Genomic DNA, 22,122 nt, shown 5'->3' with positions numbered 1-22,122 from the left:
TCTCCTCCGGACTCGCCGCGGTGGGGGCCGATGTAGCTTATTTCTTCGGCGATCGCGGCTGCCACCTCCGGATCAGTCGCCGGCCACCGGGTGCGGGTGGGACGGCGCGGGCAGGTGTCGGGCAGGTGTCGCGCAGGTGTCAGGTCCGGGCAGATGTCGGATCCGGGCAGATGTCAGCTACTGCCACCCGCGGTGGCGGACACGACGCGGAGCAGGACGGTCAGGCGGTCCCAGGCGACGAGGGTGGCATCGTCACGCTCCTGGGTGGGCGGTGCCGCGGCGAGAAGCTGCACGGTTTTCACCGCCGCATACAGGTACAGCGGTCGGGGCCGCCAGGCGATCAGCTGCGGGTACGTCTCGTCCAGCGCCCGGTGGACGAGGTACCGGGCCGGGGCGTCAGGTCGATGCTGCCCGGAATCCAGCTGGTGGAGGATGGCGGCGGCAGCATCGACCTCGTCCGCGTCCGGTATCCAGGCGTAGGTCCGCAGGGCGGTCTCCGCTTCGTTGAGCGCCTCGCCCGCGGCTGCTATCGGGTCTCCGTCGCCGTGGGGCACGGGCGGCGGGGCCCAGTCATCGTCGTCGTCGGTCATAGAACCACCGTCCCTCACCGCGGGCGTCCCGGGCTGGCGACTGACGTCCTCCCCGCTCTGAAAGGTGGGCATCCCGACTCCTACGCACCCACCAAAGGGGGCGTGGTGGTGAGGTTCGCGGTTCGTCGGCACAGCCGATGCCATGCCTCCCCGCGCGTTCACCGCACGTCCTGCGGCAATATTCTGGGCGGCGCGTTGATGTCGGCGTTGCGCCGAAACCCGCAGGCGACACCTGCGAAGATGACGCTACCCGCGACGCATCACCGGCCGTCGACCAGCGCGTAGAACTCATCTATCCACGCCGGTGCCCCAACTGCCCCCAGGAAAGTTGATGTGATGGACGACAACACGACCGCGCAACATCGCAAAGCGGTGATATTCCGTGAGCTACACGAGCAGGCCAGTCCGTTTGTCATGGCAAATGCCTGGGACGCCGGAACCGCGCGCCTGCTGACGCAGGCCGGCTTTGTCGCCATCGGAACCACAAGTGCCGGGCTGGCCTTCAGCCACGGTGTGGCCGACGGCGCGAACCTGATCGACCGCACGCTGACTTTTGCCAACGTCCGTGCGATCGCCGCCGCAACCCCGCTACCGGTCTCCGCCGACCTCGAGAGCTGCTTCGCGCAGACACCCAGGGACGTCGAGAAGACCGTTCTGCTGGCCGCCGAGGCTGGAGCCGTCGGGGGGTCCATCGAGGACGCCACCGGAATACCGCAGGCGCCGATCCTGGCCTTGGATGACGCCGTCGCACGAGTCGGCCACGCGGTCGCCGCCGCGCGAAGCCTGCCCTTCCCCTTCGTCATCACGGCACGCGCCGAAAACTTTCTCTACGGCCACCCCGATCTCGAAGATACGATACGTCGCCTTCAGGCGTACGCGGCGGCCGGCGCCGATGTGCTTTACGCCCCGGGCCTGCTGGGCCCGGACTCCATCCGCGAGGTCTGTAAGCGGGTCCAGGGCCCGGTGAACGTCCTGGTGGGCCCGCCCCCGTTCCCGTCGGTGACCGAACTGGGCCTGCTCGGTGTCCGCCGCATCAGTTTCGGCTCCCTCCTGCCGCGTATCGCTCTCGCGGCCGTGCTGCGCGCGGCCCGGGAGATCCACGAAGAAGGTACGTTCTCATGCGCCGCCGAGGCGACACCCTATGCGCAGGCCAATCAGATGATGTCCTCGGAGGTGCGGTAGCGCGGGCAGAGGCGGCCGCTCTTCACGGCCGTACGGGTCCGGCGACAGGACCACCGGACCGTGCCGGCAGCACCACCGTCAGCGGTCCCCGGCCCATCGGCGGTCCGCTTCGTCCCATTCCTCGTTGCGCCTGTCCAACCCCTGCCGCCAGTTCTCGGCGTCCGAGGCACTGCCGTAGGGACCCAGGCGCCGATGACCGGGCGCATCCGGCGGGTTCTCCGCGCGTCCGTGGTCGAGACACCACCACCAGCCGGACGGGTTCCAGGCCGAACTGTCCACGGACCCGGACCCGGAACGGGAATGGGCCCGGCGGCGCGCCGCCATCCCTCGTAGCCATGTCCACATAGCCATCTCCTACCCGGGTCACGCCCGCCCGATCCCCACGCGGCGATGTCGTTCCGGCCGAGCCGGACTCACCCGATACGTCGACCGGCTCACCGGTTACGTCGACCGGCGGTAGGAAGACGATGATGCGAAGACGATGATGACGAGACGACAACAAGGAGACGACGATGAGCCACGAAACCACGCCGTCGCACGCCGTCGAGACCCGGCCGTTCCCACTGAAGCCGACGCCGATTCACGTGCCCGACGACGTGCTCGCCGACCTCCAGCGGCGCCTGGAGTTGACTCGCTGGCCGCTCGATGCGGGCAACGAGGACTGGTATTACGGCGTGAACCGCGCCTACCTGCAAGAACTTGTCGACTACTGGCGCACCGGCTACGACTGGCGCAAGTCCGAAGCCGCCATCAACGCCTACGAGCACTACCAGGTCGAGGTCGAAGGCGTGCCGGTGCACTTCATGCGCAAGGCCGGAGTCGGCCCCGATCCGACCCCCCTGATCCTCACCCATGGCTGGCCCTGGACGTTCTGGCACTGGTCCAGGGTCATCGATCCGCTGGCCGACCCCGGCGCGTACGGCGGCGATCCCACCGAAGCATTCGATGTGATCATCCCCTCGTTTCCCGGCTTCGGGTTCTCCGTACCGCTGCCGAACAACCCGGACCTGAACTTCTGGAAGGTCGCCGACCTCTGGCACACCCTCATGACTCAGACCCTCGGCTACGACAGGTACGCCGCCGCCGGCTGCGACGTCGGAGCCCTGGTTACCGGCCAGCTTGGGCACAAGTACGCCGACGAGCTGTACGCCATCCACATTGGCTCCGGCCTGAAGCTCACCCTGTTCAACGGCGACCGGGCCTGGGACCTCAGCGGCGGCCGGCCCATCCCCGACGGCCTTCCTGACGACATCCACGCCCAGATCGTCGCCGTGGAGAGGCGCTTCGCCGTCCACCTCGCCGCGCACGTGCTCGCCCCGAGCACGCTCGCCTACGGGCTGTCCGACTCCCCGGCCGGGATGCTCGCCTGGATACTCGAACGCTGGGTGAAGTGGAGCGACAACGGCGGCGACATCGAGACCGTCTTCACCAAAGACGACCTGCTCACCCATGCCATGATCTTCTGGGTGACCAACGCGATCGGTACCTCGATCCGCACCTACGCCAACAACAACCGCTACCCGTGGACCCCGTCCCACGACCGGCAGCCAGCCATCGAGGCGCCCACCGGCATCACCTTCGTCGGCTATGAAAACCCACCCGGCGTCAGTACCGACCAGCGGGTTCAGAACTTCCTCGACTCCGACCGCGCCGCCTGGTACAACCACGTCAACCTCAACGCCCACGACCACGGCGGCCACTTCATTCCCTGGGAAATCCCCGCTCAATGGGTCGACGACCTGCGGCGTACCTTCCGCGGCCGCCGCTACTGATCTTTAATTCGTGATGTCGCTGGATCATGGTGTTGTGGGTCATGATGGTCGCGGCCGATGCCGGGATCGTGGCCACCGACCCTTCGGCGCCGGCCGGCGAACCTGTAGGGCCCCACGCCAGACATCTTCCGGTCCTCATCCGCACCGCTCTGCCCGACCACGGCCGGATACCCGGGCCGGCCGGTCATCACGAGGCGAGCTGGCCCACGGTGATTCCGATGGCTTCGTAGGTGGCGGCGGCTCGCTGGTCGAGACTCATCAGAGTCGCCTGATGTTCGGCCGCGGTGAAGGCGATCAGGGCGTCGTAGGCCGGGCCGCCCAGGATAAGGAAAGGTCGGTTCGCTGGTTGGTGCGTACCGTCGGTGTCCAGGGAAGTCGGGTGATGCGATCGGTTTTGCACGGCCGGTGTAGGGTAGGCGACTGGCGCGGTGGCATCTCGCTTTAGGCGCGTGGTCCGGTACCTTTGTCCGCGCGGTTTCCCGCCCGTTTCTCATCCCGGCCGTCCATAGCATGCTCCGTCTCCAGCCGCCCCCCGTCAATCCGTGCATGTGGTTCTCCCACACACGGCTTACCGACGCCGTTCACCGCCGGCATTCGGTCTCTCCCGCCAGAGCTTTCCGGCCCTGGGAGTGACGACAATCCCAGACAGGCTGACCAGGCCGAGGTCCACCGGCCGGGAGCGTATCAGCACCCGCCAGCCGAAGCCCATGCTGCGCCGGTGTCTGGCCCGAACAAACCGAGCCAGCCGTACCTGCGCGAACCGCCTGATCATAGCAAGGCGCCGTGCCGAATATCCGTAGCGGAAATATCCGGCCCAGCCACGCAGGAACAGGTTCAGTTCCCGCACGACCGCCTCTGGATTAAGCAGCAGCCTGGACCGTCCCGTAATCTCCCGAATCCGATCCCGAGCATGCTGCATGGCCCTGTCCGAGGGCCAGCGCGCAAGAAACGCCACCCTCCGTCTGCCCCGGTCACCCCGCGACAGCACCAGGCGGTGATGGAAGCCCAGGAACTCAAGACCATCCCCTCCCACCTGTAGGTGAACGATACGGGTCTTGGCTGCCTTGGTCTCCAGCCCCAGATCAGCGAGCAACCGGACCAGACAATCCATCGCCCGCACCGCCTGATCCTCCGACCAGCACATCACGACGATATCGTCCGCGAACCGGACCATCATCCCGTCCCCGTCGTCCCATTCCCGGTCAAGCCGGTTCAGGTAGACGTTACAGAGTAATGGGGACAGCGGCCCGCCCTGGGACATTCCGCTGACCGGCCTCCGGACCTCGCCGTCGCGCATCACGCCGGCACGCAGGACAGCACGCACCAACCTGAGCATCGCCTGGTCGCAGACCCGTTCCTTGATCGTCTGCATCAACCCTTCGAACGGGATCGCCGTAAAGCAATCAGCGATATCCGTCTCCACCACCCACCGACGGCCCTTCCCGCACGCATCCACCAGCACTTGCAGTGCGTCATGAGCCGAGCGCCGCGGGCGGAACCCGAACGAGCACCCGGCCATGTCCGCCTCGAAGACCGGCTCGAGCACGATCTTCACGGCGGTCTGCACCACACGGTCGCGGACGGCAGGGATCGACAGCGGCCGGGACGCACCCTTGTCCCCCGGCTTGGGAATTTCTACCCGGCGCACAGGCAAAGGACGGTACCCCCCTTCCCGCAATTCGCCGCCCAGCTCGTCGAGAAGACGGGACACCCCGTACTCCTCGACCTGGGCAATGGTGGTCCGGTCAATGCCCGGCGCGCCCCTGTTGGCGCGCACCAGTGCCCACGCACGCTCCAGGACGTCCCCACGGTGGACCTTGTCCGAGAGCGCATGGAACCTCCGCCCGGGATCGGCCTTGGCCGCCCGGTACAGCGTGTGCTGCAAGACACGGACCGGATCCACTCGGGATCCCGAAGCGGCGGGAATAGCAGCAATGGCACTCACCGAGCCCCTCCTTCCAACTCCACGCGTCGACGAAGCAGCGGCCCTTCCCTCACCGCCGGTTATGTTGTCCGGCCGGCTCGAACGGTAATATGGCCGCCTCCGACGCCCACCCGGCCCGCCACCCACTTCCCGGGATCTCCGGTTATAGGGCACGGTTCTCCGGCAGCTTTCCGTAGACTGCCGGGCCGGGGAGGGCCTCCCCAGTTCCCACCGCCACTGTCAGCACGTTCCGCGCCCCATACGCCGGGGAGTTCCTCACGGCTGCAATTCCAGGATCTTCGCCGCTTCCGTGGCCTTCGCCCCGATAGTGAGAGGCTCGGCACTCCCTTTCCCACCCCGGAGGGCAGGATCCTCACGACGCCGCAGGCTTCGCTTTATGCTACGGACCGCGCTCTCGCTCCCCCTCTCACAGGGCCTTTGACGCTGGGCTTCGACCCCGCCCGTTTCCAGACGAAGCCGCCAGCCTGCTACCGGGCCTCCTGGCAGCTACCCGGACCGGACTTTCACCGGCAAGCGACGGTGAGCTTACGAACAGCAGGATCCACCGCTACCTCACGGCTTCACCTCCCGTCCCGCTGGGCGCACACTAAGGAGAACGAAAGTAGCTGGACCGGCTACCAGCGGATGTAGGCGAGGTGGGGGTCACCGAAGAAGCCGATGACAAGCGCAGAGTTCTCCTGGAGCCTGCGAAGTGCGGTGAGGGCGTTGGAGTAAAGATCCGAGACCGATGTAATCATTTTTGGGTGCAGTTCTTGTGAAGTGAGTTGATCAGGGCGGTATGCGGTTGTCGGCGTACTGGTTGCGGTGGTTGCGGTGCTGTTCCTGTGCGATGTGGTACTTCCAGTAGTCGTCGAAGTCGCCGTTGGTGACCAGGGCGCGGAGCAGGAGCACGGATTCGGCGCCGTCGAGTCCCCATCGGGCACCGGTGATGTCCATCCGGTCCTTGACGAGGTGGCGGCAGGCTCCCTCGATGACACCGGTCGCGATCGGCCAGCCGCCCACCAGGGCGGTGGCGTAGTCAAGCCAGGGTGCCTTGGCGTCGAGGTAGTCGGCGCAGGTGTCGGCGCCCTTGCGTTCGGCCTGGTTGTAGCCGTTGTAGGTGGCGCGGCGGCGGATGCCGGTGGCGACCTGGCCCGCCCGGCCTTCCAGTACCTTGCGGGCCTTGTCGGTGACCCAGGCCTCGGCGTCGGGGTCCCCGGTGGTGAAAAACGACCAGGCGGCCTTCCACAGGTATTCCAGGACGTGGATGAGATCGACGACGATGTGGACGACGACGCCGCGGTGGGCCGCCTCGGCGGTGACGGCGTCGAGCTGGGTGTTGTTGCCGTCGACGAGCACGATCCAGGTCCGGGCGTGGGTCGGGTCGCGCCGTTCGGCCTCGTCGAACCCGGCCGCCACCACCGTGGCGATGTCGTCGACGACCGAGGCCGTCACCCACTTTCCGGTGGCCTTCGGCCCGTCGGGCCCGGTCACCCCGGGCGGGGGCAGCACGTCAGCCGGGGTACGCACGACCGGGACGACGTCGTGGACCGCGGCCAACTCCGCCATCCGTTTCCGCCCGTTCTTCTCCCCGGGCGACAGCCGTGTCGCCAGCTTCCGCCCCGCGGCGGCCGCCTTCGCGGTGGCCGGGCGCAGCCCCTCCGGCCGCATCACCACACCTTTCCCGTCGAACTGCAACACCAACAGCAGCCCGTCGGGCACCGGCCCGCACACCGGGGCCGTGTAGAAACCGGCCACGTCGACCGCCACCGACCGGGCCAGCTCGACAAGCTGGCGCTTACCGACCCTCACCCCGGTCGCCCGGGCGACCGCGGCGACCGCGGCGACCGCGGCGTCGAACGACCCCCGCGCGGCCTCCAGCGCCACCAGCCGGCGCAGCCCGTGCGAGTGCAGCCCCACCGGCAGGTTCAACACCCCGTCCGCCGGGTGCAGGTTGGCCGCCCCGGCGCCCGATAGGCCAGCCTGCTCACCGCCACCCGGCCGAACACCGTCGACAGCGCCCGCCGATGCGCCTTCTCCACCCGGGTACGGACCACCCCGTCCACCCCCGCCGGCGGTTCGGCCAGCCGCACCTCCCGCGCCGACCGCAGATCAAGATGGTCCTGGAACAGCGACCGCAGCAGCTCCCGGCCCCGGCCCTCCAACCACACCTCAAGACCCTCATGGGTCAGGCCCGCGGTCTCCGCCCCCGCAAGCCCCGCCCGCAACGCCCCGTACAGCTCGTCCGACCCGGCGAACGCACCCGCCGACACCCTCTCCGAGCCAACCTCATACCCTGACACCCAGGCTCCTTGCTCACGTCACGTTCTGGCTTCGACACCCGCGAACGTAGTGGCAAGGAGCCCTTTCACGATCAACCCAAACCCAGGGAACCGAGATCATCCAGCCAACGATCTCACTCTGAAGGATCTACACCCATCATTTTTCGGCCGATCTGTGCGGTCTTCACGTTGTTCCAGACCCACTCGTCCGGGTTGGTGTCGGAGGCATAAGGCGAGAGAAAGAAAATCCGGAGCCTACCGTCTGTTCCTGCGACGAACCGACGGACAGCCTTCGAATCGTGGTAACTGACGTTGTCGACGATGAGGAAGACCTTTCCAGCGTCGTCTTGGAGCAGCTTCCGGCAGAATTCTATGAAGACCTTGGAGTCGACGGACCCGCCCTGCTGGAGCATGAAATGAAGCTTTCCCTGGGCGCTGACCGCGGAGAGCATGAGAACCGATTTCCGGTCTCCCGTTCGGCTGATCACCGGGGTTTCACCGACGGGAGCCCCCAGGACGCCCTCGACACCGCCTGCACCATCCACCTCCCCGCCGAACCCAGCTGAATCACTGCACCCCCAAAGGACTTCCAGGCTCAACCACTTAGCGAGGGTGCTGCGACCAGAGGCTGGCGTAAGCCGGGGTGCTTGTACGGACACACAAAGTGAGTATCTGGGTCGCAGCTGACCCCAAGACCGGCCTCCGCAGCAGCGGCCGCTTCACCTGGCGGTGGGCCGACCTCGGTGCAGCCGGGTCAGTCTTCCGCCAGCATTCTGCGGACCACTTGTTCGAGCTCGGGGAGTTTCTCCTGGAGTACCTGCCAGACGAGGGCGTCGTCGACGGTGGCGTAGCCGTGGATGAGGATGTTCCGGAAAGCGACTATTCGAGGGAGCTCGGGGATCGCGGCGGCGAGGTCGGGGGCGACCTTGGAGAGTTGGTTGAGGGCCTCTCCGATGATCTCGAACTCGCGTTCGACGGCGGCGCGGAGCATCGCGTTCGCCTGATAGTCGGCGAAGGTCTGGCCGTGGGCAAAATCCCGGACGAGTTCGGCCGCGTTCGCGGCATCCCAGAGGTACTTGCGTGGGTCAGGCGGCATACAGGGGCTGCCTGGTGCGCATGACCTGGTCGCGGAAGTAGGGGTTGCGGATGGCGGTGACGCTGACTACGTCGACGGCGCGGCCCAGCAGGCGCTCGAGCCCCTCCTTGAGGGCGAAGTAGGTGCCGTAGTAGTCGAATCCGTCGCGGCCGGCGTCGAACTCGACGAGGACGTCGACGTCGCTGCTGTCGAGGTCAAACGCATCGCTGGTCGCGGAGCCGAAGAGGTCGAGGCGGCGGATGCCGAGCCGACGGCAGAGTCCCTGGATCTCCGCCCGCCTAGCCTCGATCAACGGATGCATGCCCACCTCCTCCGGGGACATTGTGCCCGACCCTACGCCGCACCGAGTGGACCCACGGCCTCGACCGGAAGCGGGGTCTGCCCGATTCGTACGGTATCGCGCCAGGCGACGAGAGCGATGGTTGAGGTCTGTGGGTCAGCCGGGAGCGTGTACCCTTCCGGTGATCGCGGTTCAGGTCCTCAAACAGGCCGACGTTGCCGCGTCAGTCGGGAAGGGTATGCCCGTGCTGACGGTAGTCGCAGCCGGTTGCGGAAGACGGTGACTCGGCGGCACCCTCGCCGATCGAAGATCGTGTGCGAGAGCGCGCGACGGATGCTGGCCGACGCGCTGGAGGCCGAGGCCGACGCGTACCTGGCGGAGTTGGCCGGCGAGCGCGATGCATCGGAGGGAGCATCAGATGGGGCAGCCGTACCGGCCTATCGAGCCATACGCGCACGGCTTCCTCGATGTAGGCGAGGACAACCAGATCTATTGGGAAACCAGCGGCAACCCAGACGGCAAGCCGGCGTTGTGGGTGCACGGAGGTCCCGGCAGCGGCGGGCGCCGCGGCAGCCGCAGGATGTTTGATCCGGACGTCTACCGGATCATCCTGTTCGACCAGCGTGGCTGCGGCCAGAGCCGACCGCACGCCAGCGACGCGACCGTCAGCCTGGAACACAACACCACCCGGCACCTGATCGCCGACATGGAGAGGCTCCGCGAACATCTCGGCATCGACCGGTGGCTCTTTTACGGCAGCTCATGGGGCTCGACGCTGATACTCGCCTACGCCGAGCGCTACCCTGAACGGGTCTCCGAGATCATCATCGTCGGAGTCACCATGACCCGGCCCGAAGAAATCGACTGGCTCTACCGCGGCGTCGGGCGCCTGCTGCCAGCCGCCTGGGAAGCGTTCCGCGACGCCGTGCCGAAGGACGACTGGGACGGCAGTCTCGTTGCTGCCTACAACCGGCTGTTGGGCAGCCCCGACGAGGCGATAAGAATCACCGCGGCGCGGGCCTGGTGCGCCTGGGAAGACGCCGTCATCGCGCACGAAGCGCTTGGGGCGCCAGGCCAGTACAGCAGCAAACCCGACGATGCGCTCGTGGCCTTCGTCCGCATCTGCACGCACTACTTTGCAAACAACGCCTGGCTGGAGGACGGGCAGTTGCTACGCGACGCTCACCGGCTGGCCGGGATTCCCTCGGTGTTGATCCACGGCCGACTTGACCTTGCCAGCCCGCTCAAGACCGCCTGGGATCTCGCCAAGGCATGGCCCGACGCGGAACTGAAGATCATCGACAATGCAGGCCACACGGGCAGCCCCGCGACCCAGAACGCCATCATCGAGGCGACCGAACGGTTCAGCACGAACGGACACTGACCCGAGGAGGTGGCCCGTGACGGTTCACCGACCCCTACCTTGGCGAGGGTGCTGCGACCAGATCTATTACCCGGTCTTGGAAGCGACTGTGGGTCGTCCGTACGCCCTTTACGTCCATGGGAACAGCGACACGACCGGCGCGGTCCGTGGCGTCGAGGCGATCGCGACCGGGCTGAAGTGGAAGCGCCTGCGCGAGCCCCTGTCGATCGTCGGTGAGGCGGATGCCGGGGCACGAGAGGCCTGCTCGGAGTTGGGGGCACGGTCGCCGCCAGCCTGATGCCGTAGCTGACCGGCCTGGTCGAGCGTTCCGTTTCAGCCGCGGGTGGTCGTGAGGAGCGACGGGGCAGTGGTCAGGGCCGGTGCTTGACTGTCGTGGTGGAGTGGGTGCTCCGGTGGGTATCGGTAGGGTGTTGTCATGTCGTGTTCGTCCCCGCCTCATGACGCGGTGTGCCGCCGGATCCTGGGGACGCCGTCGAACGCGGCGTCGCAGTTGCGTGCGGTGCTGCCGTCGGGCTTGCTGGCCAGGCTCGACTTCGCCCAGCCGGGACGAGATCCAGGTCGGGAGTGGCCGTTGTCATATCGGCAGACCGGCGGCGGCGCAGGCGGCCTGGGTGTGGCAGTTTCCGAGGCCGGCAAGGACCGTGTGTAGTTCGGCGCGCTGCGCCCCGGTGAGCGCGCCCGCGACGTTGTTGATCTCGTAGGGGTCTTTCGTGATGTCGTAGTACTCGATCTCGTGTTTGGAGTCGTTATACTCCACGTAGACCGCTTCGACTGGCCCGTCGAAGTGCGCGAGGTGTGGCGCTGAGATCCGGATCGCCTCGTAGGTCGTCGGGTTGCTGCCGCCGGGTTCGTGGTCGGGGTCGGCGGGGTCGCTCGCCTGGCCGAAGTGTTCGACGAGCGCGATCGTGCGCCAGGATGGCGGCTCCGTCGCGGGGCGCAGCAGCGGGACGAGACTGCGCCCGTCAACGGGCCTGGCCGGGGTGGCGCCGGCGAGGTCGGTGAAGGTGGGGTAAAGGTCGACGTTCTGAGCGACCTGGGAGATCACCCGGCCGTGGGGGACGCCGGGCCCGGTGACGATCAGGGGCACGCGGATGTCGGTGTCGAAGGCGGTCTGCTTGCCTCTGACGAGGCGGTGCTGGCCGAGGTGGTAGCCGTTGTCGGAGCTGAAGACGAAGTAGGTGTTGTCGAGCAGGTGCTCGGCGGCGAGCGTCGCCTCCGTGTCGCCTACCAGTTTGTCGACGGACTCGACGGCCTGGGCACGCTCGCGGTAGGCCTGGTCCAGGTTCGTGAGCACTGACGGGGCGAGAGGGGCGCGTTGGCCGAGCCAGGCCGGTGCGTCGGTGTTGTTGGTGTTGAAGGACGGGTCGCGTGGCTCGGTCAGGCCGGGGAAGTCGTCCGCGTTGCGCGGCGCCGGTGTGTACGGCTGGTGGGGGGCGTAGGTAGCCACCTCCAGGGCGAACGGCTTCCCGGCCGAGCGTCGGATGAACGCCTGGGCGTCGGCGTTGAGCACGTCCACGCCGTAGTTGTCCTGGCCGGCGTAGTGGCGCACGACGCCGTTGTCGTTCTGGTCGAAGTTGAGCTCCGCGTAGCCGGTGGTGTTGCTGACGTGCCAGTCGGACCAGCCGCGCGGGACGGGTCCGGTGGTCGGGGTGATGGTGGGGTCGCCGTAGCCGTTGAGGTACTTGCCGAGCATCGAGGTCTGGTATCCCGCCGCCTGCAGCGCGACGGCGAAGGTCCTGCCGGCGAGGCCCTCCTGTTGGAACTTCCCGTAGCCGCCGTCAGGGGACAGGTTGGTCTCGACCTTGGTGTCGTGAGGGAGGAGGCCGGTGAAGATCGACGACCGGGACGGGCAGCACAGCGAGTCGGTCACGAAGTAGTGGTCGAACGTCTCGCCCTGCCTTTCCAGGGCGGTGATGTGCGGCGCGATCTGGTCGGTGACCAGGTTCCAGGACAGGTCGTCCGTGAGGATGAAGACGATGTTCGGGCGGGCCGCGCTCGCCGTTGTGGCCGGCGCGGCCGAACCGCCGCAGGCGCCCGCCGCCAGCGCCAGCGAGGCCGTGGCCGTGGCCGTGGCCGCCACCAGCCGCCGTCGAGAGCGGGGACGGCGTCGGGAAGCGGAGTCGTGGTGCTCTCGTCGCCACAGTTTCATGATCGTTCTCCGTTCATGCTGGCGTCGACGGCGGTCAGCGGCGCGCTTGCGGCCCAGGCGGTCCCGTCGGCGGGATAGAAATTGGCGTCATAGCCGGCGAAGTAGATACGGCCGGCGTCGAAGGGCGACCGCTTGATGGTTCTGATCGCAACGAACGCCTGCCCGGACCTGATCGGCTTGCCGACCGGGCCGGCAGGGGTGAAGTCAGGCCCGTCCAGGGCGCGTAGCACGTAGGACGGCGTGCCGCCCGTGTCGGTTCTGACGGCGAAGACGGCCTGGGCGTCGAAAGTCGCCGCGCGCGATGCCGTCGGGCCGCACGTCCTGCTCGGCGGGCAACCGCCGGCGTAGGCATGCTCGACGCCGAAGAACTGGCGGGAGGCCCCGTCGGCGTCGATCGTCTCGAAGTTGTTGTAGGCGGCGATCACGTAGTCGATCGAGCCGTTGCCGGTCGCCGGCACCGTCGTCCCCTGCTCCGCCAGCAGTTGGCGCAACGCGGGACCCGGGTCGAATTCCAGCGCCGGCGACAGACCGGCCGCGGCCTGCCCGGGCCCGGGTGCAGGGCCGCCGACCTGTCCCGCGGGTAGGTGGTCGAACCGGAAGGCATCACCATCGCCCTCGGTGGAGGTCAGCAGTGCTGGCGCGCCGTCGTGGGTGACACAGGTCAGCCCCCGCAGCCCACTGTTGCGGGCGCCTACCGGTGGCTCCTGATAGACGGCGGCCCAGCGGGCGGTTCCCGGCTGGACTGCCCCGTCGTTGCGGCGATAGAGCGTCGTGTTGATCGTGACGTAGAGCGCGCCGCCACAGTCGGCGAACCCGGTCACCTTCTGGGTCTTCAGCCCGGGTGAGTTGGGAGGCGGGGCCGTCAGCTCCGATACCGGGTCGAACACCAGCGTGTGCCGGATCGGCGACCACGTCGCGCGCAGGATCCCGGTTGGTTCGGCGCCGGCGTACACGGACCACACGCCAGCCGACTCGTGCGCGCCGAACGACCGCACGGCCGCGGCCGTTGACGGCAGGACGAACGCGTCGTCCGGCGCGAACGAGCCGGCCCCGTCGAGCAGCCACTGGATCTCCGAACGCCCGTTCACGACCGCCTGCGTGACGAGCAGCGAGTGCCCGGCTCCCAGGCCCTGGTCGGCCGGGATGGGGAACGAGTCCAGGGCCTGCACGCGAAGCGACCCTGTCTGCTCGAACACCCGCCAGGGAGCGTCCGCCGCGTCTTTGACCAGGATCTGGCCAGCGGCGGGAGCGCCCGGGTACTCCCACTGGTCGGTCGCCGCGAACAGGCGACCGCCCTGGCTGGCCAGTGCCATGACCTCGGTGTCATGCGACACCGCCGAGCCACTGGCAGTCGTCAACGGCTCCCGGGTAGCCGTCACCGCCCACGAGGGGCCGGTCCGGGCCGACGAGGTCGCGCTCCCCGCCGGCGGCGAGCCGCTCACGGAACACGCAGCGAGTAGACCGGCGGCGAGCACCGCGTACGCCGCGGGCCAGCCGAACCTGACTGAGAAAGCACCTTTCCGACGCATAGGCCTGAGCATCGACGACGCGACGCAAATCGGCAACCATGGTTGTCAATCGACCCGGCGTAGGCGCGGACAGGTACTGACCTATAGTCACAACCATGGTTGACAGTTGGGGGTGGGGTCGCTATGGGTGACGATGCCTCGGCCACGCCTGATGCCGCCGCTGGTCCGGCGAATCGGAGCGCCCTCGGCGGCTTGCTGCGCCGGGCATGGGTCGGCTACCAGAACCGCCTCGACGAGCAACTCGCCGCGGCCGGGTTCGAGCGCCAATTCCCGGACGGTCGGGTACTCCGCTTCTGCGCCGGATCGTCGGGCGCGACGGTCGCACAGATAGGACGGCATCTCGGCATCACCCGCCAGGGCGCAGCCAAGATCGTGAATCGCCTGGTCACGTCGGACTACCTGGAGGTCTCACCCTCCGAGACCAGCGGCCGCGAGAACACCGTGCGGCTCACCCTGCACGGCCAGGCCTACCTCACCACCCACCGCGCCGCGGCCCGCCGCATCGAGGACGATCTACGCACGGCTCTCGGCCCCGAGGCGTTCGACAGTCTCACCCGACTGCTGGCTGCCCTCGGTGCCGGCAGCGACGAACGACTGACCGGCTATCTGCGCCGCCGGACGACTCTGGCGGACGTACTAGAACTCTGATCTGTTCCGATCATCCCGGCTCAACTCGACGGCCACGGCGTGACGCTGCCGACAGCCTCTGGGAGATACGCCTCAACGCTCTCGGCGCCTATGTGCTGGGGGCTCGCCGACCGCTACGTGGCCGAAGCCGCGCCGGACGACGACACCACCCCGGTGGTCAACGCCGTAGTGATCAACCAGGCGTGCGGGTTAATGGGGACGCCGTCACGTGGCCATCGGTCGGCGGCCATCACGAACGCCTCCTGCACGGCTTCCTCAGCGAGGTAGGGATCTACCATGAGCTGTCGCGGGGGCGGTAGCTGGCAAGCCGCGAGCCGGTGGCTGCACGTCGGCGGCCCGCAACCCGCCGACCACACTCGAACCGCCTGCTGGCCGACCGCCTTCGTGTGTCCGCGCTGCTCCTCCAAGTCCAGCATGGTCGCTGCCCCGTCTGTCGGGGCCTGCTCCTGCACGCCGACCGTGAGCCGCAGAGCCCCGAAGAGTGGGAACAGTGGCTCGCGGCGACCCGCACGGCGACCCGCAAGCGCGCGCTGATCGCCTGGGGCGCGGGCACACCGGACGAACGTGTCGCAACCCGCCTCATACACGCCCGCTGCCACCGCCGCACCCTCGGCGAGGGCACCAGGGCAGCGCTTCTGCCCACCCGCAAGCCCACAGGGCTCGCTTGAGCCGGTTGCCTGGAAAGCGGGCACGGCCCAGCAGGCATTCGAGTCCCTCTTTGAGGGCGAAGTAGGTGCCGTAGTAGTCGAATCCGTCGCGGCCGGCGTCGAACTCGACGAGGACGTCGACGTCGCTGCTGTCGAGGTCGAACGCATCGCTGGTCGCGGAGCCGAAGAGGTCGAGGCGGCGGATGCCGAGCCGACGGCAGAGTCCCTGGATCTCCGCCTGCCTGGTCTCGATCAGCGGATGCATGCCCACCTCCTCTGGGAAGATTGTGCCCGACCCCGCGGCCGGTACGCCTCATCGGGATGCCCGAAAAATGCCTCGGAGGGGCCGAGGTGCGACCTGGCCTGCCAGAGCCTGGGCACGTCAGCCGTGACACTGACCTGGATCTCGGCGGGGCTGTTGGCGAGCACCACTCGGGCGGTGGCGAGCCCGCCGACGGCGCGCGTTGCCGTCGTTACGGCGGGCGTCACGCGGCGGACCTGGTCTCGATGCGAGGCTGTGCGGTGCGCGGTGGACCCTGCTCTCACATCTTGGGTGCTGTCCGCCGATTACCTGACCTCTGCCTGTGGAATGGCAGGCAGTGTGGGCGGCCGACATATCGGGCCAGCGGCGGCTGGTAGTCCCCATCATGATCATCGACCCGCGCGGTCTCGACCTCGGCCTGGCCGGCACCCGCGCCTGGATCGACCTCCACGACCTGTCCGCCGCCGACGTCGCCACCGCCCGCGCCCGGCTGCTCGATGGGCTGAACGCGGCGCGGACCGGCCGGGCTAAACCCGCCGGCCGGGTGCTCTTCTCCGGCGCTCGCTCCGTCGCCCGGGTAAGGGGGGATCAACCGAAACTTGGAGGACCAGTCGACCCAATAGCGCTGCTTTAAGGTGATCGTCGTGGTTCGAGGCAGTGAAGTTCGATGCGGCGGGTGACGGTGACCACGGCGGGTTCGCCGAGTTTTCGGGCAGGGAAGTCGCCGGTTTTCTTGGTTTTGCGGGGACTGGCGCGGTCGGGGCGGTCCCGGACGAACGTCGCGGGTTGCGAGATCTCGGGGAGGAAGGTGGCCAGGGCCCAATGGCCGTAGGTTAAGTGATCGTCGTGGGGTAGGCTTGGCTGGTGGGGCATGACGGGAGTGAGGGGCTGTCGCCGGAGGGCTGGTTGCCGGACCGGGTGACGGTGGGTGTGTTGACGCGGGTGTACCCACCGGAGCTGGTGGACCGGGTGTTGGCGGTGACCGACACCGCGGAGGTTCGCCGCCGGCTGTTGCCGTCGTGGCTGGTGGTGTACTTCGTGTTGGCGTTGTGGCTGTTCCGGGGCCGGAACTGTGGCTATGTGCAGGTGCTGGCCCGGTTGACCAGCGGGCTGCACTTCCAGCGCCGGGCGGCTGTGTTGGCCGCGGGTGGGGCGGGTGGGGCGGGTTGGTCGCTGCCGGCAAGCCCGTCGCTGGGCGAGGCGCGGGCACGGATCGGGTCGGATCCGGTGCGGATGCTGTTCGAGCACGCCGCGGGGCCGGTCGGTGTCGAGGGCCAGGCCGGGGTGTTCCTGCACGGCCTGCGGCTGGTGCAGATCGACGGGTCGACCTGCGATCTGCCGGACACGCAGGCCAACCGGGCGTTCTTCCCCGGGCCGTCGAACGCCGGTGGGCCGGCGCCGTTCCCGAAGGTTCGCTGGGTCATCGCCGCCGAGGCCGCCACCGGTGCCCTGCTGGGGGCGTCGTTCGGCCCGTGGAGCACCGGCGAGCCGGCGCTGGCCCGTGACCTGCTGGGGCAGCTGGGCCCGGGCATGCTCACGTTGGCGGACCGTAACTTCCTGTCCCACCGGCTCGCCGGCGAGGTCCTGGCGACCGGGGCGCACCTGCTGTGGCGGGCGAAGGCGACCTTCACGCTGGCCCCGGTCCACGTCCTCGACGATGGCAGCTACCTCGCCGAGCTGACACCTCCCCGCGGAAGCGAGGGACCACCACTGACGATGCGGGTGATCGAGTACACCGTGCACTCCACCACCGCCGGCGGCGACGAGAGCAGCTCAGAGCTGTTCTGTCTGGTCACCGACCTGCTCGACCCCGAGGAATGGTCCATGCTCGACCTGGCCCGCGCCTACCCGACCAGGTGGGGATGCGAGACCGTGATCGGCCACCACAAGACCGATCTCGGTGAAGGCCGACCCGTCCTGCGCAGCAAGGACCCCGAAGGCGTCGCCCAGGAGATGTGGGCCCTGTTCGCCGTCCACCAGGCACTCGCCCGCCTCATCGGTGTCGCTGCCGACACCACCGGCACCCCACCCGACAGGATCAGTTTCCGTCGGGCCCTCACCGCCGCGTCCGATTCCATCGGGACCGCGGCTTTCCCCCCCTGAACAGGCACTCCTCGCGTTCCTCCTTGAGATCTGCGACCCGCGCCTGGCCATCCGTGACCGCCCCGACCGCACCGCACCCCGCAAGACCCGCCGGCACAGCGACTACCCCCGCCGCACAACCGACGATCCACCCACCCGGCGCGTCACCCGCCGTCTCGAACTTCACTGCCTCGACTTCCGGTGACCAACCCTCCCTCAAACCTCCAAGGGATCACTTAACCTACGGCCATTGGGCGTTGGCCAATCACAAGGACGTGACCCGCCTGCCGATACCATCCTGGTCGAGGCGGACTCCCACCGCGGAGTTGACGATCATGTCAATCATTTCGTCACGTCGGCGCCCCAGACTCACCCGAACTCCGAGATCTCGGCCGATCCGCTGGAGGATCTGCTTGTTCCTGGCGATCCCCTCAAGGAACATGTGCGCCTCCTCGCGGCTACCCATCTCATCGAGGCGTTGGCGTACGGACGCGGAGTCAGGTTGACCAGCCACGACTGTCGATCCGTCCTTGATCGTGCCGACCCTCCCCCGCGGCACGCTTTCGGGCGCCGGCGGACTGGTGGTCCGTTCCCCGACTACGTCGGCGCCGAGGACCGGCCGGTCAGGCGCTCGCTGCACCGTGAGGACGAGCCGGCCAGCAGCTAGCTCAACCACGGTCTGATCATCGAAACTCCGGATGAGCGCCGAGACCCTCTCCAGCACTGCGAGGACGGCCGTCATGCCTTCAGCCATCAGCTCACGGTCCAATCCTGCTCTCGAATTCGTCAACTAAAGCACGGATTTCTGTTGCTATGTCGGGACGTAGTCCGAACACCGCTGGCAGGAGCCTGTCGACACCCGTCTGGAAATCCAGGCTCTCGCGCATCATCGCAGTAAATGTAGGGAAGAGGCGGCGAACCTCGTCGATAACCCGCTGGCTCGAGGGGGTGGGTCCGGGCCCCCCACCCCCATGCCTTACTCGAGTGAACACAACACCTAGAAAGGCAGGCGCCAGGTCTTCCACTCGGTTCTCGCCGGAGGGAGACCATCCAAGGATCTCGAAGTTATTCTTCTTGAAGTCGGTAAGTCTTTCGGTCAGATGACGGATACCGAAGGTAGCCAGCCTCTCCGGCTGCGCAGGGACCAGAACCCCTTCGCTGGCCACGATCGCAGATCGAGTGAGTATCTCAAAATCCGGCCGGCAGTCGATAAGCACGTAGTCGAATCCCTCACGGCGGAGCAGCCGTAGGCCATCGGCCAGTCGCATCACTACTCGGCGGTGACGATCCTGATAGCGGCGTGAACTGGGGTCACCGAGTTCTACACCGAGCCTGGCAGCAACGCCCTCAAGCTTCGGGGCGGAAGCCACAATTGCAAGCTCACCGCCGTTTCTCCTGGTATGCGCCCGAACTTCCTGCGGCCAGGAGACGTACCGCATGAGGTCTGGCCCAGCCCCTCGACGACCAGCTGCCATGTACCAGTCCGCGACGGTTCGCCGGTCAATCTGTCGCTCGACGTCCGCCGGCCGATAGAAGGAGTGCGTCAGGCTGGCCTGAAAGTCCAGGTCGAGCAGGAGAACACGACGTCCTCGACGCGCAAGCTCCGCACCGACGTTGGCCGTCAGAGTCGTCTTCCCGACACCGCCCTTGGAGTTGACTACGGTAGCGACCTGCATCATCAAACCCCGCGGACCTTGGATGCGCGACGGCGTTCGGTCGGCCGCAACTGGACCAAGCCGCTTCCCCGCCGATCCCGTGAGATCACAACGGCAAATCACCCCCATCTCCACAGCATGCCATCCGCCTGCGCCACATTCAGGAGAACGCCACGAATCGCTCCTGTGGTCGCACCCGATGACCATTCTGGGCCAAGCCGCCCTGAGCAGATCTGACCAGCAGGTTCGAACCGAGCCGGCCTACGCGGCTCCGTCGGATCGACCCTGAGGTGCCACGACTTCGCCAGTGTGTCGATGGTGGTATCCTGTGCGACAGCTTGGCCACGTGGGCTGGTCGACTCGGCGAAGGCTCCCGCCACCCGCGCTGGACGGTCCCACTTGGCGGCCTGCCCTGAGTTCTTACTGACTCGGCACCATGTCGCACGGCTTTCCGAGGGGGTGACCGAGCTGGCTGAGCAAGCTGGCAACGACAGCGACTCCGAGGACCTGCGCGACGACGACAGGGCCGAGCTTCAGGAGGTGGACCCCGACCCTCCGCAGATCAGCTACAGCGGCACCGACTTCGACGTCGAGGGTCTGGTCCGTCGGCACGATCGGGGCGACATAATAGTGCCGTCCTTTGGCAATGATGATCCCGGCATCGAGACAGCCGGCTTCCAGCGCGAGTTCGTTTGGAAGCGTTCGCAGATGGACCGTTTCATCGAGTCCCTACTGCTCGGATACCCCATTCCGGGTATATTCCTTGTCCAACAACAGGACCGCCGCTATCTCGTTCTTGATGGACAGCAGCGGATAAAGACCCTGAGCCTCTTCTATAATGGCAGCATCAACGGGCGCGAGTTCGCACTTCAGAACGTGGCCGCCAGATTCCAGGGGCTGACCTATCAAACTTTTTCACCCGAACAGCGTCGCACGCTCGACAATACCTTCATCCAGGCGACAATAGTCAAAACCGACGGCACCCGCGAGTCACTCGACGGCGTTTATCAGATCTTCGAGCGGCTGAACTCGGGCGGTACGCAGCTCACGCCGCACGAGATTCGCGTGGCGCTCTATGCAGGCGAGTTCATCAAGTTCCTCACCGCTCTGAACGAAAACCCGGCGTGGCGCGCTCTCTACGGGCCGCCATCACCACGGCTACGCGATCAGGAGATCGTGCTCAGATTCATCGCCCTCTACGTGTCACCGGGTAGCTATAAGCGCCCCCTCAAGAAATACCTGAACGATTTTGTTGGCGCTCACCGCCGACTGAACGAACTGGACGCCGAGTTGATCGAAAAACGATTCGACAGGGCAGCACAGCTTGTGTTGGAGGAGGCCGGAAGAAGCGCCATTCGCGGCCGGGGGCGTCAGCTCAATGCGGCTCTCACCGAGGCGCTTTTGGTAGGATTGGCCCGTAGGCTTGATGCCGGTAGCGAACCGACCGCAGCTGAGGTCAGCCGCGCCATCGACGCGCTCCTCAACGAACCCGACCTGGATTACGTGACCACGCGCGCAACGGCCGACGAGGAGAGTGTGCGGATGCGCCTGGCGCTGGCAACGAGAGCTTTCTCCCGCATCTGACATGAGCAGGCGAGAACGCGCCGAGACCTGGCCGCCGACTGAGACCAGAATTATTTTAGACCGCCTGTCCGAGCTAGCTGCACTGGTACAAGATCAGGCAAGAGTTGCGGATAATCAGGAGGTCGTTTCCTGGCTTGCGCGACTACTGGTGATCCGAAGCTGCGGATATCTGGAGCAGACCGTGGCGGGGACATTCCGCGCCTACACCAGCAGGCTGTCCTACGGCCACGTCAGGAACTTCTCGCTTGGCTGGTTGGAGCGGACGCAGAACCCGACGCCTGCGGCGCTCGAGACCCTGGCCGGGCGCTTCGACCAAGGCCTGCGCCAGGAGCTGAGCGCACTGCTCGACGCGGACGACGGTCGGCTGCGCCGCGAGCTGGCCACGTTAGTCGATCGGCGGAACAGGATCGCCCACGGCCTCAACGAAAGCGTCGGAGTCAGGAAAGCATTAGAGCTCCACAGAGTGGCCTGCGAGGCCGCCGACTGGTTCATTCTTCGCTTTGGGCCTTCCTGAGCCCCGGACGCGCAGTGCCGGAATTCGCCGAGCGGCGGCGGACATGCCAGTCTGATAGTGATGGTGGAGCGCGGTGCCTGCCCCGGGCCGGCGCACCCAGACTCGCCGGTGCCCAGTAGGTCCGCGTTCCCTTCCCAGAATGGTTCCCGAGATGTCGCGGGCGGCCGGGCGGGGCACCAGAACCTGCGGTGACTCTGACCTCCAGAATGTGCTCAACCGACCTTGGCGAGACCGGTCGGGTTGCGCCGGTCCCGCGGCGCGCCCGGGTGAGGGTACCCCTCCTCGCCGAGGTCACCGCGGCCCTTGTCGAGGTCACTGTGGGCGTAGCCCTCAGCCAGGATCCGCTGGGCCGACCCGTTGACAGGCCGTCCGGCCAACGTCCCCGATCGCCGGTCGAGACCGGCGCGCAGCAGGGCGATCAGCGCCCCGATGAGCAGCCCCCAGACCACGACCATGCTGAACGTCATCAGCAGCCAACTACCCCAACCCCAGTTGTACCCACCCCAGACCATCATCATGATCTCCTCCTCCCTCGTCCCGGC

The 22,122-nt window shown here is 67.3% G+C and carries 25 protein-coding genes and 1 pseudogene; 10 read left to right on the top strand and 16 right to left on the bottom strand.

Translation table 11 applies throughout. From position 1 onward, the window contains the following. Positions 1 to 173: 173 nt before the first annotated feature. Positions 174 to 590, bottom strand: a complete 417-nt coding sequence (locus FRANCCI3_RS11060) for a hypothetical protein (protein ID WP_035733326.1) — start codon at positions 588 to 590, stop codon at positions 174 to 176. Between the two features lie 336 nt (positions 591 to 926). Between FRANCCI3_RS11060 and FRANCCI3_RS11055 the strand changes: the two genes are divergently transcribed. Together FRANCCI3_RS11055 and FRANCCI3_RS11045 are read left to right on the top strand one after the other, a co-directional pair. Continuing rightward, the gene (locus FRANCCI3_RS11055) at positions 927 to 1,772 is read left to right on the top strand and encodes an isocitrate lyase/PEP mutase family protein (RefSeq protein WP_011436617.1); all 846 of its coding nucleotides are present in this window, start codon (positions 927 to 929) and stop codon (positions 1,770 to 1,772) included. Between the two features lie 512 nt (positions 1,773 to 2,284). Further along, positions 2,285 to 3,544: an epoxide hydrolase family protein gene (locus FRANCCI3_RS11045; RefSeq protein WP_011436615.1), complete on the top strand. Its 1,260-nt coding sequence runs from the start codon at positions 2,285 to 2,287 to the stop codon at positions 3,542 to 3,544. 187 nt (positions 3,545 to 3,731) lie between these two features. Here FRANCCI3_RS11045 and FRANCCI3_RS11040 read toward each other — a convergent pair whose 3' ends face one another. The 7 genes and pseudogenes from FRANCCI3_RS11040 to FRANCCI3_RS11010 form a co-directional block, all read right to left on the bottom strand. After that, complete coding sequence (locus tag FRANCCI3_RS11040; RefSeq protein ID WP_011436614.1) at positions 3,732 to 3,944, bottom strand: hypothetical protein; 213 nt, start codon at positions 3,942 to 3,944, stop codon at positions 3,732 to 3,734. Positions 3,945 to 4,112: 168 nt separating this feature from the next. Continuing rightward, a complete protein-coding gene (gene ltrA, locus FRANCCI3_RS11035; protein WP_201783641.1) occupies positions 4,113 to 5,429 on the bottom strand; it encodes a group II intron reverse transcriptase/maturase in 1,317 nt (438 codons plus the stop codon). A gap of 674 nt (positions 5,430 to 6,103) precedes the next feature. After that, complete coding sequence (locus FRANCCI3_RS28555) at positions 6,104 to 6,226, bottom strand: hypothetical protein (protein ID WP_255361210.1); 123 nt, start codon at positions 6,224 to 6,226, stop codon at positions 6,104 to 6,106. A gap of 31 nt (positions 6,227 to 6,257) precedes the next feature. Further along, a pseudogene (locus tag FRANCCI3_RS11030) lies at positions 6,258 to 7,741 on the bottom strand (ISKra4 family transposase). Positions 7,742 to 7,884: 143 nt separating this feature from the next. Continuing rightward, positions 7,885 to 8,349 carry a transposase gene (locus FRANCCI3_RS24500; protein ID WP_157858564.1) on the bottom strand — a complete coding sequence of 155 codons (465 nt, stop codon included), beginning with the start codon at positions 8,347 to 8,349 and terminating at the stop codon, positions 7,885 to 7,887. A gap of 155 nt (positions 8,350 to 8,504) precedes the next feature. After that, on the bottom strand, positions 8,505 to 8,846 hold the full coding sequence (locus FRANCCI3_RS11015; RefSeq protein WP_011436609.1) for a HepT-like ribonuclease domain-containing protein: 342 nt from the start codon (positions 8,844 to 8,846) through the stop codon (positions 8,505 to 8,507). Then, on the bottom strand, positions 8,836 to 9,147 hold the full coding sequence (locus FRANCCI3_RS11010) for a nucleotidyltransferase family protein (protein ID WP_035733361.1): 312 nt from the start codon (positions 9,145 to 9,147) through the stop codon (positions 8,836 to 8,838). Before FRANCCI3_RS11010 ends, FRANCCI3_RS11015 begins: the two co-directional genes overlap by 11 nt. A gap of 397 nt (positions 9,148 to 9,544) precedes the next feature. Between FRANCCI3_RS11010 and pip the strand changes: the two genes are divergently transcribed. From pip to FRANCCI3_RS29055, 3 genes are all read left to right on the top strand, one after another. Then, the gene (pip, locus tag FRANCCI3_RS11005) at positions 9,545 to 10,510 is read left to right on the top strand and encodes a prolyl aminopeptidase (RefSeq protein ID WP_011436607.1); all 966 of its coding nucleotides are present in this window, start codon (positions 9,545 to 9,547) and stop codon (positions 10,508 to 10,510) included. An 88-nt stretch (positions 10,511 to 10,598) separates the two neighbouring features. Continuing rightward, positions 10,599 to 10,787, top strand: coding sequence for a flavodoxin (locus FRANCCI3_RS11000; protein ID WP_235463243.1), 189 nt, complete (start codon positions 10,599 to 10,601; stop codon positions 10,785 to 10,787). Between the two features lie 138 nt (positions 10,788 to 10,925). Beyond that, the gene (locus FRANCCI3_RS29055; RefSeq protein ID WP_023842202.1) at positions 10,926 to 11,159 is read left to right on the top strand and encodes an Rpn family recombination-promoting nuclease/putative transposase; all 234 of its coding nucleotides are present in this window, start codon (positions 10,926 to 10,928) and stop codon (positions 11,157 to 11,159) included. On the opposite strand, the gene FRANCCI3_RS10995 is transcribed toward FRANCCI3_RS29055, so the two are convergent. From FRANCCI3_RS10995 to FRANCCI3_RS28025, 3 genes are all read right to left on the bottom strand, one after another. Beyond that, the gene (locus FRANCCI3_RS10995) at positions 11,085 to 12,590 is read right to left on the bottom strand and encodes a sulfatase family protein (protein WP_049760901.1); all 1,506 of its coding nucleotides are present in this window, start codon (positions 12,588 to 12,590) and stop codon (positions 11,085 to 11,087) included. The two genes, FRANCCI3_RS29055 and FRANCCI3_RS10995, sit on opposite strands and share 75 nt — an antisense overlap. 65 nt (positions 12,591 to 12,655) lie before the next feature. Continuing rightward, positions 12,656 to 13,993: a hypothetical protein gene (locus FRANCCI3_RS10990; RefSeq protein WP_035942193.1), complete on the bottom strand. Its 1,338-nt coding sequence runs from the start codon at positions 13,991 to 13,993 to the stop codon at positions 12,656 to 12,658. Next, positions 13,983 to 14,228, bottom strand: a complete 246-nt coding sequence (locus tag FRANCCI3_RS28025; protein WP_131728925.1) for a hypothetical protein — start codon at positions 14,226 to 14,228, stop codon at positions 13,983 to 13,985. Before FRANCCI3_RS28025 ends, FRANCCI3_RS10990 begins: the two co-directional genes overlap by 11 nt. 83 nt (positions 14,229 to 14,311) lie before the next feature. Between FRANCCI3_RS28025 and FRANCCI3_RS23420 the strand changes: the two genes are divergently transcribed. Beyond that, entirely contained in the window at positions 14,312 to 14,836 is a 525-nt protein-coding gene (locus FRANCCI3_RS23420; protein WP_011436603.1) for a MarR family winged helix-turn-helix transcriptional regulator, read from the top strand. Between the two features lie 113 nt (positions 14,837 to 14,949). On the opposite strand, the gene FRANCCI3_RS26915 is transcribed toward FRANCCI3_RS23420, so the two are convergent. Next, positions 14,950 to 15,435, bottom strand: a complete 486-nt coding sequence (locus tag FRANCCI3_RS26915) for a hypothetical protein (protein WP_023842201.1) — start codon at positions 15,433 to 15,435, stop codon at positions 14,950 to 14,952. Further along, positions 15,416 to 15,748, bottom strand: a complete 333-nt coding sequence (locus FRANCCI3_RS10975; RefSeq protein ID WP_011436602.1) for a nucleotidyltransferase family protein — start codon at positions 15,746 to 15,748, stop codon at positions 15,416 to 15,418. Before FRANCCI3_RS10975 ends, FRANCCI3_RS26915 begins: the two co-directional genes overlap by 20 nt. A 382-nt stretch (positions 15,749 to 16,130) precedes the next feature. Between FRANCCI3_RS10975 and FRANCCI3_RS10970 the strand changes: the two genes are divergently transcribed. Together FRANCCI3_RS10970 and FRANCCI3_RS10960 are read left to right on the top strand one after the other, a co-directional pair. Beyond that, positions 16,131 to 16,379: a hypothetical protein gene (locus FRANCCI3_RS10970; protein ID WP_131728924.1), complete on the top strand. Its 249-nt coding sequence runs from the start codon at positions 16,131 to 16,133 to the stop codon at positions 16,377 to 16,379. Positions 16,380 to 16,609: 230 nt separating this feature from the next. Then, on the top strand, positions 16,610 to 17,848 hold the full coding sequence (locus FRANCCI3_RS10960; protein ID WP_011436600.1) for an IS4 family transposase: 1,239 nt from the start codon (positions 16,610 to 16,612) through the stop codon (positions 17,846 to 17,848). 244 nt (positions 17,849 to 18,092) lie between these two features. On the opposite strand, the gene FRANCCI3_RS10955 is transcribed toward FRANCCI3_RS10960, so the two are convergent. Continuing rightward, a complete protein-coding gene (locus FRANCCI3_RS10955; protein ID WP_148214908.1) occupies positions 18,093 to 18,503 on the bottom strand; it encodes a hypothetical protein in 411 nt (136 codons plus the stop codon). An 82-nt stretch (positions 18,504 to 18,585) separates the two neighbouring features. Then, complete coding sequence (locus FRANCCI3_RS24490; protein WP_011436598.1) at positions 18,586 to 19,506, bottom strand: ParA family protein; 921 nt, start codon at positions 19,504 to 19,506, stop codon at positions 18,586 to 18,588. A 435-nt stretch (positions 19,507 to 19,941) separates the two neighbouring features. Between FRANCCI3_RS24490 and FRANCCI3_RS10950 the strand changes: the two genes are divergently transcribed. Further along, positions 19,942 to 21,066, top strand: coding sequence for a DUF262 domain-containing protein (locus FRANCCI3_RS10950; protein ID WP_035941738.1), 1,125 nt, complete (start codon positions 19,942 to 19,944; stop codon positions 21,064 to 21,066). A 1-nt stretch (position 21,067) separates the two neighbouring features. Then, positions 21,068 to 21,580, top strand: a complete 513-nt coding sequence (locus FRANCCI3_RS26910) for a HEPN domain-containing protein (RefSeq protein WP_011436596.1) — start codon at positions 21,068 to 21,070, stop codon at positions 21,578 to 21,580. Between the two features lie 212 nt (positions 21,581 to 21,792). Here FRANCCI3_RS26910 and FRANCCI3_RS10940 read toward each other — a convergent pair whose 3' ends face one another. Continuing rightward, positions 21,793 to 22,098 (bottom strand): hypothetical protein, encoded by a 306-nt coding sequence (locus tag FRANCCI3_RS10940; protein WP_011436595.1) that lies wholly within the window; start codon positions 22,096 to 22,098, stop codon positions 21,793 to 21,795. Between the last annotated feature and the right edge of the window lie 24 nt (positions 22,099 to 22,122).

This window comes from Frankia casuarinae (assembly GCF_000013345.1).
GTDB classification, from domain to species: domain Bacteria; phylum Actinomycetota; class Actinomycetes; order Frankiales; family Frankiaceae; genus Frankia; species Frankia casuarinae.
This window is presented reverse-complemented; position numbering and strand designations above follow the sequence as displayed.

What these genes read in the sequence shown, in the direction of transcription:
- FRANCCI3_RS11060 (WP_035733326.1), bottom strand. Translation starts at nt 590, where the DNA reads ATGACCGACGACGACGATGACTGGGCCCCGCCGCCCGTGCCCCACGGC.
- FRANCCI3_RS11055 (WP_011436617.1), top strand. Translation starts at nt 927, where the DNA reads ATGGACGACAACACGACCGCGCAACATCGCAAAGCGGTGATATTCCGT.
- FRANCCI3_RS11045 (WP_011436615.1), top strand. Translation starts at nt 2,285, where the DNA reads ATGAGCCACGAAACCACGCCGTCGCACGCCGTCGAGACCCGGCCGTTC.
- FRANCCI3_RS28555 (WP_255361210.1), bottom strand. Translation starts at nt 6,226, where the DNA reads ATGATTACATCGGTCTCGGATCTTTACTCCAACGCCCTCACCGCACTT.
- FRANCCI3_RS11015 (WP_011436609.1), bottom strand. Translation starts at nt 8,846, where the DNA reads ATGCCGCCTGACCCACGCAAGTACCTCTGGGATGCCGCGAACGCGGCC.
- FRANCCI3_RS11010 (WP_035733361.1), bottom strand. Translation starts at nt 9,147, where the DNA reads ATGCATCCGTTGATCGAGGCTAGGCGGGCGGAGATCCAGGGACTCTGC.
- pip (WP_011436607.1), top strand. Translation starts at nt 9,545, where the DNA reads ATGGGGCAGCCGTACCGGCCTATCGAGCCATACGCGCACGGCTTCCTC.
- FRANCCI3_RS29055 (WP_023842202.1), top strand. Translation starts at nt 10,926, where the DNA reads ATGTCGTGTTCGTCCCCGCCTCATGACGCGGTGTGCCGCCGGATCCTG.
- FRANCCI3_RS28025 (WP_131728925.1), bottom strand. Translation starts at nt 14,228, where the DNA reads ATGGTTGCCGATTTGCGTCGCGTCGTCGATGCTCAGGCCTATGCGTCG.
- FRANCCI3_RS23420 (WP_011436603.1), top strand. Translation starts at nt 14,312, where the DNA reads ATGGGTGACGATGCCTCGGCCACGCCTGATGCCGCCGCTGGTCCGGCG.
- FRANCCI3_RS10975 (WP_011436602.1), bottom strand. Translation starts at nt 15,748, where the DNA reads ATGCATCCGCTGATCGAGACCAGGCAGGCGGAGATCCAGGGACTCTGC.
- FRANCCI3_RS10970 (WP_131728924.1), top strand. Translation starts at nt 16,131, where the DNA reads ATGATCATCGACCCGCGCGGTCTCGACCTCGGCCTGGCCGGCACCCGC.
- FRANCCI3_RS24490 (WP_011436598.1), bottom strand. Translation starts at nt 19,506, where the DNA reads ATGATGCAGGTCGCTACCGTAGTCAACTCCAAGGGCGGTGTCGGGAAG.
- FRANCCI3_RS26910 (WP_011436596.1), top strand. Translation starts at nt 21,068, where the DNA reads ATGAGCAGGCGAGAACGCGCCGAGACCTGGCCGCCGACTGAGACCAGA.
- FRANCCI3_RS10940 (WP_011436595.1), bottom strand. Translation starts at nt 22,098, where the DNA reads ATGATGATGGTCTGGGGTGGGTACAACTGGGGTTGGGGTAGTTGGCTG.